This window comes from Lentzea kristufekii, from assembly GCF_033949925.1.
Taxonomy (GTDB): Bacteria; Actinomycetota; Actinomycetes; order Mycobacteriales; family Pseudonocardiaceae; genus Lentzea; species Lentzea kristufekii.
In genome coordinates, this window is the sequence record NZ_JAXAVV010000011.1 from 238164 (window position 1) to 253330 (window position 15167).

Consider the following 15167-nt stretch of genomic DNA (forward strand, 5'->3'; position numbering starts at 1 on the left):
CGCGCCTGCTGGAGCTGATGACCGACATCCCGGCGTTCGTGAGCAACGGCCGCGGAGACGTCCTCGCCGTCAACCCTCTGGCCGAGGCGCTATACGCGCCCATAGTCGACGACCCCGCCCGTCCGGCGAACCACACCCGCTTCGCGTTCCTCGATCCACGCGCCCGCGACTTCTGGGTCGAGTGGGACCGCATCGCCTCCGACACCGTGGCGATGATGCGCACGGAAGCAGGGCGGAACCCCTCCGACAAGGCCTTGTCCGACCTGTTCGGCGAGCTGAGCGCGCAGCGAGGACTTCCGCGTTCGCTGGGCTGCTCACGACGTACGGCTGCACCGCACCGGCACCAAGAAGTTCCGCCACCCCGTCGTCGGCGAGCTGACTCTCGACTTCGAGACCATGCCCCTGACCGCCGACACCGGTCTCGCCCTGACCGCCCTCACCGCCGCGGCCGGTTCAGCAGACGACGACGCCCTGCGCGAGATGCCCGTCGGGCCGCACGAGTCCCGCGTCGGTGCGCACGTGACCGCCGGCGCGCAGCCGTGCGAAGAGCGTGCCGCCGTCCGGTAGCCGCTGGTCACGCACACGCCTGCCGGTGGCGTAGGCGACGTCGAGGCCGGACAGCCGCTCGGCGAGCACCTTGGACATGTCCGGCGCGGACGCGATCAGCTCGCTCACGACCGCTCGCAACGCCTGCCCCTCGGTCGAGTACGCCGTCACCAAAGCGGTCTGAGCTCTGGTGTGCCGGAGCAGGTCGGCGCCCACCGGGTGTCGTTCGGAGTGGTAGGTGTCGAGCAACGCGTCGTCCGCGCGGCCGGTGACGACGGCGGCGAGTTTCCAGCCGAGGTTGTGCGCGTCCTGGATGCCGACGTTCATGCCGACCCCGCCGGTCGGGAAGTGCATGTGCGCGGCGTCTCCTGCCAGCAGGACGGGGCCGGACCGGTAGGCGGCGGCCTGCCGGGTGGCGTTGCCGAAGCGCGACAACCACTTGGGGTCGCGCATGCCGAAGTCGGTACCCGCGATCGCCTCGACGGTGGCGCGCAGCTCGTCCAACGTCAGGTCACCGGGCCAGTCGGGACGGTTCGTGGCCGGGTCGCCGCCGACGATCCGGTGCACGCCACCCGGCAGCCGCACGATCATCAGGCCACCGCCGGGGCCCGTGACGCTGGCGAACCCGCGCTCGGGCGGGGCGTCGAGGACGACGTCGCCCAGCCACCCCCACGTCGTGGCGTCGGTGCCGGGGAAGTCGATGCCCGCGGCCTCCCGCACGGTGCTGCGCGTGCCGTCGCAGCCCACTACGTAGCGTCCGGCGACGATCTCACCATCAGCCAGTTCAACCCCTTCAGATGACAGGCCCACCACCCGGCAACTCCGTCTCACCACCGCGCCCGTGCCGACGGCGCGCTGTTCGAGCAGTTCCTCGGTGCGAGCCTGGGGCAATGCCAGCGTGAACGGGTACGGCGTGTCCAGCACGGAGAAGTCCATGCGGTCGGACAGCCCGCCGAAGTGCCCGTTCGGGATCCGGACGCCCTCCGCCAGGAACGGCTCCGCCACTCCCCGGCAGTCGAGGATCTCGATCGTGCGGGGGTGGATCGTGAGCGCCTTGGAGTTCTCGTCCCGCCGCGGCCGCGTTTCCAGCACCACGACCGAGGCCCCTCCGAGCCGTAGCTCTCCTGCCAGCCAGAGCCCGGTCGGCCCCGCGCCCACGATGACGACGTCGTGCATGACTCTCTCCCTTGGTCACTGACCAATGCTTCGTGGTCGAGTAGACTAGGTCAGTGACCAAGAGTCAAACGGACGTGGTGCGGGCCGCGCTGGAGATCCTCGACGAGCGCGGCGCCGAGGCGGTGTCGATGCGCGCCATCGCGCAGAAGCTCGACGTGCGGATGAACACCGTCCTCTGGCACGTCAAGACCAAGGCGCGGCTGGAAGAGCTGATGGCCGACGCGATCGTCGCCGGCGTCTCCCTCGACGGCCTGCCGGAGGACTGGCGCGACCGGGCCGCCGAGATCGCGCGCCGTTATCGGCAGGCGCTGCTGGCACACCGCGACGGCGCCGCTGTCGTGGCGGGCACCTACGCGGCGGAACCGGCCACTTTGGACACGGCGGAAGCGCTCGTCGCCGCACTGCTGGACGGCGGGCTGTCCGCTCGCGACGCCGCGTGGACGTGCTGGAGCGTCATCTACTTCATCCTCGGCCTGGCACAGGAGGAGCAGGCGCTGCCCCACGGCTCGGGCGATCTCGCCGTCGGGGAACGGCCGTCACTGGAGCGCGTTCTTCCCTTCCTCGCCGAGGAGTCGTTCGACGCGCGGTTCGAGTTCGGGATCGCCAAGCTGCTCGCCCGCTGACGCGTCCACTTCCGCGGACCCGGCCACATGTTCATATCGCTGAAACCAACGCGGTGCCCGCGCTCACATAGTGTCTCGTCATCCTCGACGAGATCGATCCTTTCATCGGAACGGCTGCCACCTCACTGCCTGCGGCGCAGGGGCTGGCGGCCACCTGGTGGTGGCCGAAAGCGCAGGTCGGCAACACCCACCCCGGCGCGACGTCCCCTCTCGGCATGGTGTCCGCCTGCGCCTACTCCGGTGCCTATCCGACCGGGTACGGCCTCTACGCGAAGAACACCGAGGGCCAGCCGGAGGAGCTGTTCGACCGGCCGCAGGCGTCCGGTTTCACCCACTTCCAGCAGTCCGGCACCGGCGCGATACGCAAGTACTACAACTACGTGCGGGTGACGCCGATGGTGCAGCCGCTGGACGTCCTCGGCGAGGCCTGGCCGCTGCGCGACGAGACCGCTGAAGCGGGGTACTACGCGGCTGCCCTAGACACCGGCATTCGATGCGAGGTCACCGTCGGCGCCAAGGTCGCCGTCCACCGATACGTCTTTCCCGAGCACCGCAGCGCACGGATCGTCGTCGACCTGTCCTGCGGCGGGCTGGCCATCGACCTCGGCCGCACAGTGCCGCTGCGGGCACATGTGGAAAGCCTCGGCAACGGCCGCGCCCAGGGAACGGTGGTCGTCGAAGGCGTGCCGCTGTCGGTGTACATCAGGGTCGACAGTCCGGGCTGGCGGCAGATGCTCTGGCACGACCGCCGGCTGATCGAGGGTGGCACGCGGCTCGACTTCGACCGCATCAGGCAGACCACGCTGCGCCCGTTCGGGATGCTCTACATGGGCCCCACCACCGCCGGGCAGAGCGTCGAGATCCAGATCGGGTTCTCCCTGCGCGGGTGTGAACAGGCCAGGGAGAACCTGTACCGCGAATGCGGTGACGGGCGGCCGGCGTTCGACGTCGTCCGGGCGCAGACCAAGGCCCGGTGGCGCGACCACGTGGGACGGGTGGTGGTCGAGGGCGGGTCACCCGCCAGGCGGCAGGTGTTCGCGACGGCCCTGTACCACTCCCTGATCAAGCCGTGCTTCGCCGACGACGAGAGCCCGTTCTGGCCGTCCTCCGGGCCCTTCGTGTTCGACATCTGCACGATGTGGGACATCTACAAGACCCAGCTGCCGTTGCTCATGGCCATCTGCCCCGACCGGGCGGTCGATCTCCTGGAGTCGCTGATCCGGGTCTGCGAGGAGGAAGGCAACTTCCCCATCGGATATCGGATGGCCCGCGGCGCGGACAGGTTCTTCCGGCAAGCGAGCGCGCTGGTCCACACCGCGCTGGCCGATGTGCACGCCCTCGGCCTGGGCGACCTGGACTGGACCTGGGCGCTGGTGCACATGTACGACGACCTGCGCCGGATGTACGGCGAGGACTTCTACGAGCACGGCGTCGTGCACCCGATCTCGCACACGCTCGACCTCGCCTACGCCTGCCACTGCACCGCCGGCGTCGCCAGGGCACTGAACGACGTCCAGCTCGCTGACGACCTCGACGCGCGAAGCCGCCTGTGGTCCAACGCGTTCGACCCGGACACCGGCCTGCTCCTCGACTCGTCGTTCTACGAAGGCGGCAAGTGGAACTACTCGTTCCGGCTGCTGCACGACATGGCCGCGCGAATCGCGATGGTCGGTGGGAACGAGGCTTTCGTCAGCACACTCGACGCGTTCTTCGGCTACGGCGCCCCGCGTGTGGCGCAGCCCGGCAAGCGGCCCGACGCGGCGGAGATGGCGGCCGGCTACCTGCTGAACCGGTTCGAGGGGCTGAACAACGAGCCGGACATGGAAGCGCCGTGGTCCTACCACTACGCGGCTCGGCCGGACCGCACGGCCGAGATCGTGCACGCGGCGCTGACCTGGCAGTTCGGCACCGGTCCCGGCGGCCTGCCGGGCAACGACGACTCGGGCGGGCTGAGTTCCTGGTACGTCTGGGCCTCGCTCGGTCTGTTCCCGGTCGCCGGGCAGAACCTGTTCCTCGTCAACGCGCCTGCCTTCAGCCACGCCACCCTGCACCTCGGGGATCGCGACTTCGTCATCGAGACGCGTGGACACCGCGAGACGTCCATCAGTTCCGACGGGTTGGAGGCGGACCCGCCGCCGCAGTACGTGCAGTCCGCCCGGCTGGACGGCAAACCACTGGACGCGGCGCACCTGCGCGCATCCGACGTCCACGCCGGCGGCCGGCTGCTGCTCGAACTCGGCCCGCACCCCTCGGAGTGGGGACGCAGGATCCTGCCGCCATCGGTGTCCGACCCGCTCGGAAAGGGGACTCGCACATGAGCAGGCCAAGCCGCCGTCTCGTGATCGTGGTCCGGGCCGACCCAGTCATCTGCGGTCACTCCGGAGAAGCCCGCAACCTGGCCGAGGCCGCGCTCACCCGCGGCTTCGACGACGTGCGGCTGCTGACCTGGCCGATACCCGTGCTGCAGGCGGCAGGCCTGCCGCTCAAGCCGCTGGATCGGATCATGCCCTACAGCGAGGGCATCACCGTGGAGCGGCCCGAGCCGGTCGGCGACTACCGGGTACCCGACGGCCGGTACCTGGCCGGGCTGACGGGACGCCTGGTCGAACTGCTCGCCGAGCCGGTCCCGACCACCTGCGTGTCGATGTACCTCGCTCCCCACGACGCCGTGGTGCGCGACGCGGTCGACGCGGCACGCGCGGCCGGCTACGCACCTGACGTCCACACCATCGCGAAGGCGGTCGGCTCGGACGTCACCAACGTGATCCGCTCGTGCCTGCGCGAGAGGCGATTCGGGGCAGCCGTGGTCCTGTTCACCCGGTTCCTCGCCAACGACCAGGTGATCGCCGTGTCGGAGTACACCAGGCAGGAGATCATCGCCTGCGCGGAGGCCGTCGACACGCACTGCGGCACCAGGTTCGCCCGCCAGTGCGTGCGCCGGATATCGGTCAGCTACCCGCCGATCGACACCTCGGCATACGTCGACCTCGATCCGGCGCTCGTGGACGCCGCCCTGAAACGCCGTGGCCTGGAACGCGACGGGTACGTGTTGTTCCTGTCCCGGGTGACACGGGCCAAAGGCGTCTACGACCTGGTGGACGCATTCGGCCAGTGCCAGGCGCGGTCACGGCTGAAGCTCGTGATCGCCGGCAACGGTCCCGAACTGGAGCACCTCCGGGCGATCACTCAGCACGACGACCGGATCCTCTTCCTCACCGACGTGGAGGACGACGAAAAGCCGCTGCTGATGAACGGCTGCGCCGTGTACGCGCTGCCGACCAAGCCCGAACCGGACTTCGTCGAGACCTTCGGCATCGCGCTGACCGAGAAGATGCTCGCGGGCGGCGGGCCGGTGATCACGACCACCACCGGAGGCGTCGGCGAAGCGGTGGGCGGGACGGCCGTCCTCGTCGAGGCCGGGAACACCACCCACATCGCCGCCGAGATCGACCGGGTGGTGTTCGACATGTCAGCCGAGGAACGGCAGCTCATGGCGGACCGGGCACGCGAGCACGCCCTGTCCTTCGACCGTGTCCGGGTGTTCGACAGCCTCTTCGCCACGTCCGACCCAGCTGTCGTCCTGACGGGATGAACCTGGGTGTCACGGGGCGATCCCGGCGAGCGGGACGGCGAACACGATCCGCTTGTCGATCAACGTGCCCGCGGCGTTGAAGGCGTGCTCGGTAGCCGTCCACAGCAGACCGCTGCCGTGCTCGTGGTAGAGGTCCTCGCCGCCGACCGCCCAACTGTACGTCTTCATGTCCGCGGACCCGGCGAACATGAAGCTGTGCTTGTCGGCTGAGCTGCGGCCCAGGTAGTAGTCGCCCTGCCACGTCTGCGCGCCCTGGACGTTGCTCTTCGGCGTGGTCACCGCCCTGCTCGGCACGGCCTTGCCCGAGGACACCGCGAGTTTGCGGGTGGACGCGTCGACGTCGTAGTGCACGACGCGGCCGCCGTCGATGGACAGGTCGGTGCTGCGGCCGTCCCGGTACTCACCGACGACCAGCGTGTCCGGCGTCGTGCTGCGGTCCAGCGCCAGCGAGGAGTAGCACAGCGCGTTGGGCTGGGGCACGCACGGAGACGGCGGCGTGATCGCCTGCCGGTATGTCGCCACCTGCGGTACGACGTAGCGGTAGCCGTAGGCGTAGTACTTGCTGCCGCTCTTGCCGATCACGTCGTCCTGGTCGGTGGCCACCTCCAGCACGCGTTCCATGTCGAACACCCGCAGGCCGCGCGAGGTGTCCGCGACGTACAGGTAGCGCCCCAGCCAGGCCAGGCCGCCCGCGTGGATCGGCACCGCGCGGAAGTTCGACGAGCTGGTCGGCTCCACCAGCAGCACGTGCCGGTACTTGCCGCTCACCCGGTCCACCAGGGACAGCCGCGCCCCGTGGTCCGTCGGCGTCCCGGCCTTCGCGGTGTCGTAGTGCCAACTCACGGCCATGACCTTGTTCGGTCCCCACTGGCCGTCGTCGTCCGCATCGGACGATCCGGTCACGCCCTGAGGCACCCAGTAGGACACCTTGCTGTCGCTGTCGTCCCAGCAGAACCGGTCGCTGCTGCGCAGGATCTGGTTTGCTTGCAACGGGATGTCCGTGCGGTCGTAGTACTCCGGCTGAGCCTGCTTGCGACTGGTGGAGCAGTCGTTCGTGGACCGGTTGGCCGCCGCCAGCACGTCCGACACCGGCAGGCGCGAACCGAGCGCGGACGCGAGCCCCGCGGCCTGCGTGTCCAGTGACCAGTCCGGCGTCAGCGAGAACGCGGAACCGTCCCGTTCCGTGATCTGGTTGGGCGCTGCTGTGGCCGGAGTGCCCGCTGCCAGCAACAACATCGCGACGATGAACCCGAGTCGTTTCACGGCGTCCACGTTGGTGCGGAGGGAGTTGTCCAGCAACGGTTGATCGGCCTGGACAATCATTCGCAGTCGAACAGAGGAGGTGCGGGTGGGACGGCCAGAACGTCCGCTCGACCCGAACGAAGGCCCGGTCCAGCGCTTCGCGTGGGAGTTGCGCCGGCTGCGCGAGAAGGCCGGATCCCCGAGTTACCGGGAGTTGTCCAGAAGGGCTCATTTCTCGTCCACGGCGTTGTCCGAGGCGGCGGGTGGCACGCAGCTGCCGACGCTGGCCGTGACGCTCGGGTACGTCGAAGCCTGCGAGGGGGATGCGGAGTACTGGGAACGGCAGTGGCGGGAGGTGGTCGCCGAGGTCCTCGCGCCGGGTGACGAGAGCGCTCCCTATCTCGGCCTCGCGGCGTTCCAGCCCGAGGACGCGTCGCTGTTCCGGGGGCGTGAGGAGCTCGTCGAGCATCTCGTGGGGGAGGTGGGGAAGCGGTCGTTCCTGGGGGTTTTCGGGGCGTCCGGATCGGGGAAGTCGTCGTTGCTGAGGGCCGGTCTGGTGCCCGCGCTGTCGTTGTCGCCGGTCGTGCTGACGCCGACCGCCCACCCGGTGCGGGAGCTGACGGCCAGGACCGCGGACCGGCCGGGACTGGTCGTCGTGGACCAGTTCGAGGAGACGTTCACGCTGTGCGCCGACCCGGACGAGCGCGACGCGTTCGTTGCGGCGTTGTTGTCGTGCGACGCCAAGGTGGTCATCGGCTGCCGGATCGACTTCCTGGACCGGTGCGCGGCGATCCCCGCGCTGGTCACGGCGCTGCGGGACGCGCAGGTGCTGGTCGGGCCGATGACGCCGGAGGAGTTGCGGCGGGTCGTCGTCGAGCCCGCCACCTCCGCCGGGCTGAAGGTCGAACCGGACATGGTGTCGGCGGCGGTGGTCGACGCGCACGGTCAGCCGGGCGCTTTGCCGTTGCTGTCGCACGCTTTGCTGGAGACGTGGCGAAGACGGGAGAACAACAGGCTCACCCTGGCCGGGTACCAGGCGAGCGGCGGGGTGTCCGGTGCGATCGCGGCGACCGCCGAGCAGGCGTTCACGGAGCTGGGGTCCGCTGATCAGGCCGCGGCTCGTTCGTTGCTGCTCCGCCTGGTGCAGCCCGGTCAGGGCGCCTACGACCTGCGGCGGCGGGTGGCGCTGGACGAGGTGATGGGCCCGTCGTTGAACGCCCTGGTCACCGCGCGGCTCGTGGTGGTCGCGGACGGCAGCGTGGAGCTGGCGCACGAGGCGTTGACCAGGGCCTGGCCGCGGCTGCGGACGTGGCTCGAGGAAGACCGCGAACGCCTTCAGCAGCACCAGGACCTCACGACGGCCGCGCACGCCTGGGACGCCGTCGACCGCGATTCCGGTGCCGTGTACCGAGGTGTGCGGCTGGAGGTCGCGCGGTCGCTGGCCGCGGACTCGCCGGTCGCGTTGTCGCAGCTGGAACGGGAGTTCGTCGCGGCGAGCGAGGCGCAGGAGACCGCCGAACGTGCGGACATCCGGCGGCAGTCCCGGCGGTTGCGCACCCTCGTCAAAGCCCTGGCCGTTTCGCTGGTGGCGTGCCTGGTGATCACGGGTGTCGCCGTCGTCCAGCGCCGTGCTGCCGTTGCGGGGGAGGAGGTCGCGTTGTCCCGGCAGCTCGCGTTGCAGGCCCAGGACCTCAGCGGGTCGTGGCCGGACGCGGCCGAAGCCCTTGCCGTGCAGGCTTTCCGCACGTCACCGACGATCGAGGCGCGCGGTGCGTTGCTGAGCACCGCCGCCTACAAACCGCCGCGGGTGTTGCTGAAGGACCACCGCGGTGCGGTGCGGGCGGTGGCGTTCAACCAGGCCGGCACGCTGCTGGCGTCCGCGGGGGACGATCGATCTGTGCTGGTCCGCTCGCCTTCCGGGACCGCTGCGCCGATCGCGTTGACCCAGCACTCGAAGCCGGTGCGCGCGCTGGCCTTCCACCCTTCCGCTCCGGAGCTCGCCTCTGGTGGTGAGGACGAGCAGATCGTGTTGTGGGACCTGAACACGAACGTCGCCGCACACGTCCTTTCCGTGGCGCACGGCCGGATCAACAGCATCTCCTACAGCGATGACGGCCGGCTGATGGCGTCCGCGTCGCAGGACGGCACGGTCATCCTGTGGGAAGGCGCCCGGGAGGTGATGCGGATCCCGCATTCCCTCGGAGAGGTCCACGACGTGGCGCTGGGCGGTGACCTGGTCGCGCTGGCCGGGCAGAACGGCGTGCTCGTGCACAACCGGGCCACGGGCGCGCAGCAGCTCCACCAGGACCATCGCGGACCGGTGCTCGCGGTGGCGTTGAACAGGGATGGCGGTGCGCTGGCCAGTGGTGGTGCGGACAGCCAGGTCGTGTTGCGGGCAGGGGGAGAGCCGAGTTTCCTGCGGCGGCACACCGCGGGGATCAGGTCCGTCGGGTTCGGGCCGGACGGCCGGATGCTGATGTCCGCGGCCGACGACGGCAGCGTGCGGTGGTGGTCGGTGCCCGACGGCGGCTGGCTGACCGGGCTGATCTCGCGCACCGGGGCGTTCTTCGCGGCGGGGCTGAGCCCTGACGGGACGAAGCTGGCCGCGGGAGGCGACGACAGCGTGAGCGTGTGGCAGGTCGCTTTGCCCGCGTTCACCGGACACGCGGCTCCGCCGTTCGGTGTGGCCACGGCGGCCGATGGGCGGATCGCGACCGGTGGCGCGGACAGGTCCATCAAGGTCTGGGACCCGTCCGGGACGCTGATCACCGAGCTCGACGCGCCCGCGACGGTGAAGTCGGTCGCGTTCCACCCCGGCGGAACCCTGGTGTCGGCGGGGGAGGACGGCGCGGTCACCGCGTGGGACCTGGAGTCGCGAAAACCGGTGCGCACCATCGCCGAGCACGACGGTCCGGTGACCAGCCTGGTGCTGGCCGGGAACCTGGTCGCCTCCGGCGGAGCCGATCGCACGATCAGGCTGGTGGACCCGGCTTCCGACGCGCCGCCGCGCAACTTCCCGGTCGCGCACACGGCCGCGGTGGAGGCGTTGGCCTTCAGCCCGGACGGCGCGGTGCTGGCCTCCGGGGGCAACGACGGCCGGATCGTGCTCTGGGACGTCGAGCACTCCCGTGAGCTCGCGGTTCTCGGTGAGCTCGGGAACGCGTTGCGGGACATCGCGTTCACGCCCGACGGCCGGACGCTGATCACCGGGGACGCCGGCGGCGCGGTGATCTTCTGGGACGTCGCGGCCCGCCGGCAGAGCGCGACCCTGCCCGGTCAACGCGGTGCGGTGCGGGAACTCGCGCTCAACGGCACCGGAACGCGCCTCGCGGTCGCCGGCAGCGACACGGTGATCACGTTGTGGGACACCGGAACCCGCGAGCAGGTGGCCACGCTGACCGGCCACACCGGCCCGGTCAACTCCGTCGCGTTCAACGGCGACACGCTGGCGTCCACCGGTGCCGACCCCCGCGTGATCAGGTGGGACCTCGACCCGGACGCCGTGATCGCCCGCATCTGCGGCGCCCGCGTTGGCCGCTGTTGATTGGCCAGGGCGGTGACCTGCTGCTGGACAACACCAGGACCCCTACGAATGGCGGTGCACAAACCCGTTCGACGGAAGGAAAACGGATGAAGCGCACCTTCACGGCACTCGCGGTCCTCGCCAGCACGATGGGCCTGGTACTGGTAGGCGGCCAGGCCAGCGCGGCCCCGGAGTCGCAGGTGAGATTCGAGCTCGGCATCCAGTCGAAGGACGCCGGGATCAACATCTACGCAGGATCGAACCTGGCGGGTTACGGCGACTTCAACGCCGACCCGGACGACGGCGTGCCCGGCGACGCGATCCGGGCCTGCGACACGCTGGCGGACGGCTGGGGCATCGAGACCCAGCTGGACATCAACCCCGGCGCGACGTGGGACACCGACCGCGTCGTCAACACCCGCGGCCACGCGTCGCCCTACTGCAGTGGCTGGGCGAGCGGCAACATCGGGGAGGACACCACGGTGGCCATCCGGGTCTGCCTGGTGAAGTCCGGTGAGACCACGATCTGTTCCGGCAGGGTGTTCGGCGAGTCCTGACGCGAACCCCTCGTGGGTGTTCCCTCGCCGGGAACACCCACGAGGGTGGTCAGCCGGGAACCTCGTCCAGACCCGTTCACCGGTGTACCGCCGCACGGTCGCGCAACGCCAGGTAACCGGCCGCAAGTGCCGCCGCCACCACCGCCCCGGCGCTGTTGTTGAACAAGTCCTGCGTCTCGCACAGGCCACGCCCGACGAGCGGCTGCAGGACCTCGATCGGCGTGACGGCGACCGAGTTCGCGCTGCGCACCGACGGCGTGGGCAAGCGGTACCGGAAGGGGTGGGCGCTGCGCGACTGCACCCTGGCCCTGCCGGCGGGCGGTGTGATCGCCCTGGTCGGGCCGAACGGCGCGGGCAAGACCACGCTGCTGCGCCTGGTCGTCGGGTTGCTGGCACCGAGCACCGGCACGGTGGAGGTCCTCGGCCACGACGTCACCGCCAGCACCCCCGCACACTCTGTCCCGGATCGGGTTCCTGGCCCAGGACCACCCGCTCTACAAGCGCTTCACCGTCGCCGAGATGCTCCGCTTCGGCCGGGCCTGCAACCTGCGGTTCGACCAGGGGCTGGCCGAGCGCCGGCTGGCGAAGCTGGGCATCCCGCTCGACCGCAGGGCCGGCACGCTCTCCGGCGGGCAGCAGGCCCAGGTCGCGTTGGCTCTGGCCCTGGCGAAGCGGCCGGACCTGCTCGTCCTCGACGAGCCGGTGGCCAGCCTCGACCCGCTGGCGCGGCACGAGTTCCTGCAGGTCCTCATGGGCGCGGTGGCCGAAGGAGAGGTCACCGTCCTGTTCTCCTCCCACGTCGTGCACGAGCTGGAGCGCGTCTGCGACCACCTGGTCGTGCTCAACCAAGGCCGGGTCACGCTCACCGGTGACATCGACACCCTCCTCGCCGAGCACCGGCTGCTCGTCGGCCCGCGCACGGCCGTCGACCTCGACCGGGCCGGCGCCGTCGTGGAGGTCGTCCACAGCGACCGGCACACGACCCTGCTGGTACGCGACGGCGCGGTCCCCGCCGCGCCGGGGTGGCAGGCCCAGCCGGTCTCGCTGGAGGACCTGGTGCTGGCGTACCTGCGCCGGCCGTCCGAGCCGGGCGTCGCGGTCACGTCGGAGGTGCCGGCATGACGTGGTTGATCTGGCGCCAGCACCGGACCGAGGTCTGCGTCCTGGGGCTGCTCGTCGGCATGTTCGGCATCGCCCTGCTCGTGCTCGGGACGCAGGCCCACGACCTGTTCCCCGGCGGTCCCGCCCGGTGTGCGGGAGAGCCCGGTGGCAACGAGGCCTGCACGGCCTCCTTCCGCCGGCTCGACGAGGAGTACGGGTTCGTCGAGAACCTCCTGGCGGCCTTCTACCTGGTCCCCGTCGTCATCGGTGCGTTCCTCGGCGCGCCGCTGCTCGCGCGCGAACTGGAGGACGGCACCTGGCAGCTCGCCTGGACGCAGGCCGTGCCGCGGATGCGCTGGCTGACGGCCAAGCTCGTGGCATTGGCCGGTGTCACAGTCGCGCTCACCGGGACGTTCACCGCGGTGCTCACCTGGTTCCGTCAGCCGTTCGACGCGTGGGAAGGGCGGTTCCAGTACGACGCCTTCGACCTGGAGGGACTTGTTCCGGTGGCGTACGCGCTGTTCGCGTTCGGTGTCGCCACCGCCGCGGGGGCGGTCCTGCGGCGCAGTCTGCCCGCGTTCGGCGTCGCGTTCGGGGCGTTCCTCGCCGCCCGGATGTCGGTGGCGCTGCTGGCCCGTCCCGCGTACGCCACGCCGCTCACCACCACGGAGCCGGTCCCCGTCGGCGGCTCGAAGGACCAGGCGGGGCACCGGCCCGTGTCCAGCTCCGGTGACTGGGTGATCGAACACGGCTACGCGGACGCCACCGGGCGCAGGCTGAGCTCGACCGAGTACTACGAGCTGGAGGGCGCCGCCGACCGGGCCGGCACCAACCTCAACCAGTTCCTGCACGCGCGGGGCGTCCAGCAGTTCGGGGTCTACCAGTTCACCGAGCGCCTCGCGGACACGTTCCGCGACGTGACCGATCGCGTTTTCCTCATCGTCCACGCCGCGGCAGACCCGAGGCGATACGTGCAGTTCGCCGGCGAGCCCGACCGGCTCGACGCCGAAGCACCGGCGAAGGACGTCGTGGCGGACGCTGACGAGTTCCAGCTGCGCAGGTTCGAATGGGTCGAGCCTGACGTCGCGCAACCCAACTGGACGTCGTCGCTTCGGCGCCCTGCGTCCACGGACGAGTTCGCGCAGCTGGCGCGGCGCTGCGTTGCCGCACTTCGCGAGGCGTACGGAATCGTCAGCCCGGATGAGCTCCGGTACCGCGCGTGGTGCGAACCGGCAGGCGCGGAAGCCACCGCGGTGCAGTTGCCCGGACTCGGGCTGGGCTGATCCGCCTTAGGCGGTACGCGGACGGTGGAGAACGCGGCGAAGGTGGCTGTGGGCCGTGGTCACCGCCGTGAACACCACAGCCGTCTTCACGACGACCGGGAGAAGTCCGAACAGGACGGTCGCGCTCACGATCAGCAGGTGAGCAGGCCACGGCTTCCCGCGCGGTGCAGGACCGGGACGACGGCGACGACGAGCGCGACGACCATGCCGACTGGGAGCGACTGAGAGTCGAGGTCCATCGTGAAGAGATGTCTGCTGTAGGCGGGCACCTGCGTCGCGACGGTGGCAGCCGCGAAGGCCACGCAGACCGGTGCGACGAGCCGGCATCACCCCTGGGTGCGCGAGTTCAGCAGACCGCGGGCGGCGAGGTTCTCCATCAGGGCGGTGATGCCGAACGTCCAGTCTTCGGCGTCCTCGGCCGTGTTCACGACGTTCGTCAACGCGCCCAATCGGGGCGAAGAGATGCGTACGACGTCCCCGACCCTGTGGGTGAACCCTTCGCCGGGCTGGTCCCGGTCCTCGGTCGGAGCGAACATCGTGCCGGTGAACAGCACGAAGCCGTCGGGATAGCGGTGGTGGGCGCCGAAGGCGTGGGACACGAGGTCCTCGAGTTCCCGGCTGATCTCGGAGACCGGATTCACGCCGTGCAGCTCGAAACCGTCGGGGCCGGTGATGTCCAAGGCGATCTCGGTCGCTTTGGCGTCCGCCAGGGTGAACCCGTCGTCGAACAGCCGGAGAAACGGTCCGATGGCGCAGGAACCGTTGTTGTCCTTCGCCTCGGTGAGCAGGAGAGCACTGCGGCCCTCGAAGTCGCGCAGGTTGACGTCGTTGCCGAGCGTCGCGCCGACCGGGTTTCCGCGCGAGTCCACCACCAGGACGAGCTCGGGCTCGGGGTTGTTCCAGGCTGAGCGGGCGAGAACGCCGATGTCGGCTCCCAGTCCCACCGCCGAGAGCACCGGGGCCTTGGTGAAGATCTCAGGGTCCGGGCCGATACCGACCTCCAGGTACTGCGACCACAGGCCCTCGGCCTGAAGAACCCTCTTCACCTCCGCGGCCTCCGCGGACCCCGGCTTGAGGTGGGAGATGTGGCCCTGGACGATCGCGCCCACCTTCTGGCGAACCTCCTCGGCCCGCGTGGGATCCCCGTCGGCGCGCTCTTCGATGACCCGCTCGAGCATGCTGCGGACGAAGGTCACGCCGGCGGCCTTGAGCACCTGCAGGTCGACCGGTGCCAGAAACCGGGGAACAGCACCGGTCGGGTTCGTCGTAGCGGCCAGAACCTCCGCGAGCGGCCACGACGTGCCGCCCGGGTGATTCCTGACGACGTCCAGCGCGTCCGGGCGCTCGAGCAGTGACGACACGGTCGGTGCCAGCGGCGACAGGTCGACGACCTCTTCGCCGCGGATCGTCACGACCGAAGGGCCGCCCGCGGACGGGTCGAAGACCCTCGCGACAAGAGTGGCGTCCGCCGCGTCCTGCGGAAGAACGTTGGCGGCGTTGAGCGAGATCCCCATGGAAAAACCC

11 protein-coding genes and 2 pseudogenes are annotated in these 15167 nt (G+C 70.3%); 9 read left to right on the forward strand and 4 right to left on the reverse strand.

What is annotated here, in order from left to right; translation table 11 throughout:
• Nucleotides 1–17 precede the first annotated feature (17 nt).
• Nucleotides 18–567, forward strand: a pseudogene (locus tag SK571_RS23590) (MmyB family transcriptional regulator).
• Here SK571_RS23590 and SK571_RS23595 read toward each other — a convergent pair.
• Entirely contained in the window at nt 454–1722 is a 1269-nt protein-coding gene (locus SK571_RS23595; RefSeq protein WP_319986262.1) for an FAD-dependent monooxygenase, read from the reverse strand. The pseudogene SK571_RS23590 and the gene SK571_RS23595 overlap by 114 nt on opposite strands.
• 53 nt (nt 1723–1775) lie before the next feature.
• Between SK571_RS23595 and SK571_RS23600 the strand changes: the two genes are divergently transcribed.
• The 3 genes from SK571_RS23600 (at nt 1776) to SK571_RS23610 (ending at nt 5937) form a co-directional block, all read left to right on the forward strand.
• Nucleotides 1776–2345, forward strand: a complete 570-nt coding sequence (locus SK571_RS23600; protein ID WP_319986263.1) for a TetR/AcrR family transcriptional regulator C-terminal domain-containing protein — start codon at nt 1776–1778, stop codon at nt 2343–2345.
• Nucleotides 2346–2449: 104 nt separating this feature from the next.
• Nucleotides 2450–4663, forward strand: a complete 2214-nt coding sequence (locus tag SK571_RS23605) for a glycoside hydrolase domain-containing protein (protein WP_319986322.1) — start codon at nt 2450–2452, stop codon at nt 4661–4663.
• A complete protein-coding gene (locus tag SK571_RS23610) occupies nt 4660–5937 on the forward strand; it encodes a glycosyltransferase (protein ID WP_319986264.1) in 1278 nt (425 codons plus the stop codon). Before SK571_RS23605 ends, SK571_RS23610 begins: the two co-directional genes overlap by 4 nt.
• 9 nt (nt 5938–5946) lie before the next feature.
• Here the strand turns inward: SK571_RS23610 and SK571_RS23615 are convergent, their stop codons facing one another.
• On the reverse strand, nt 5947–7200 hold the full coding sequence (locus SK571_RS23615) for a hypothetical protein (protein ID WP_319986265.1): 1254 nt from the start codon (nt 7198–7200) through the stop codon (nt 5947–5949).
• A gap of 85 nt (nt 7201–7285) precedes the next feature.
• Between SK571_RS23615 and SK571_RS23620 the strand changes: the two genes are divergently transcribed.
• The 5 genes and pseudogenes from SK571_RS23620 to SK571_RS23640 all read left to right on the forward strand — a co-directional run bounded on the left by SK571_RS23620 (nt 7286) and on the right by SK571_RS23640 (nt 13643).
• Entirely contained in the window at nt 7286–10723 is a 3438-nt protein-coding gene (locus SK571_RS23620; protein WP_319986266.1) for an nSTAND1 domain-containing NTPase, read from the forward strand.
• An 86-nt stretch (nt 10724–10809) separates the two neighbouring features.
• Entirely contained in the window at nt 10810–11259 is a 450-nt protein-coding gene (locus SK571_RS23625; RefSeq protein WP_319986267.1) for a hypothetical protein, read from the forward strand.
• Nucleotides 11260–11582: 323 nt separating this feature from the next.
• A pseudogene (locus SK571_RS23630) lies at nt 11583–11639 on the forward strand (ATP-binding cassette domain-containing protein); the annotation flags it as partial.
• A 94-nt stretch (nt 11640–11733) separates the two neighbouring features.
• Nucleotides 11734–12381, forward strand: coding sequence for an ATP-binding cassette domain-containing protein (locus SK571_RS23635; RefSeq protein ID WP_319986323.1), 648 nt, complete (start codon nt 11734–11736; stop codon nt 12379–12381).
• Complete coding sequence (locus SK571_RS23640) at nt 12378–13643, forward strand: ABC transporter permease (RefSeq protein ID WP_319986268.1); 1266 nt, start codon at nt 12378–12380, stop codon at nt 13641–13643. The genes SK571_RS23635 and SK571_RS23640 overlap by 4 nt, the downstream gene beginning before the upstream one ends.
• A gap of 131 nt (nt 13644–13774) precedes the next feature.
• On the opposite strand, the gene SK571_RS23645 is transcribed toward SK571_RS23640, so the two are convergent.
• Both SK571_RS23645 and SK571_RS23650 read right to left on the reverse strand, forming a co-directional pair.
• Complete coding sequence (locus tag SK571_RS23645; protein WP_319986269.1) at nt 13775–13945, reverse strand: hypothetical protein; 171 nt, start codon at nt 13943–13945, stop codon at nt 13775–13777.
• A 24-nt stretch (nt 13946–13969) separates the two neighbouring features.
• Nucleotides 13970–15157, reverse strand: a complete 1188-nt coding sequence (locus SK571_RS23650) for a fumarylacetoacetate hydrolase family protein (protein ID WP_319986270.1) — start codon at nt 15155–15157, stop codon at nt 13970–13972.
• Between the last annotated feature and the right edge of the window lie 10 nt (nt 15158–15167).

What these genes read in the sequence shown, in the direction of transcription:
- SK571_RS23595 (WP_319986262.1), bottom strand. Translation starts at nt 1,722, where the DNA reads ATGCACGACGTCGTCATCGTGGGCGCGGGGCCGACCGGGCTCTGGCTG.
- SK571_RS23610 (WP_319986264.1), top strand. Translation starts at nt 4,660, where the DNA reads ATGAGCAGGCCAAGCCGCCGTCTCGTGATCGTGGTCCGGGCCGACCCA.
- SK571_RS23625 (WP_319986267.1), top strand. Translation starts at nt 10,810, where the DNA reads ATGAAGCGCACCTTCACGGCACTCGCGGTCCTCGCCAGCACGATGGGC.
- SK571_RS23640 (WP_319986268.1), top strand. Translation starts at nt 12,378, where the DNA reads ATGACGTGGTTGATCTGGCGCCAGCACCGGACCGAGGTCTGCGTCCTG.
- SK571_RS23650 (WP_319986270.1), bottom strand. Translation starts at nt 15,157, where the DNA reads ATGGGGATCTCGCTCAACGCCGCCAACGTTCTTCCGCAGGACGCGGCG.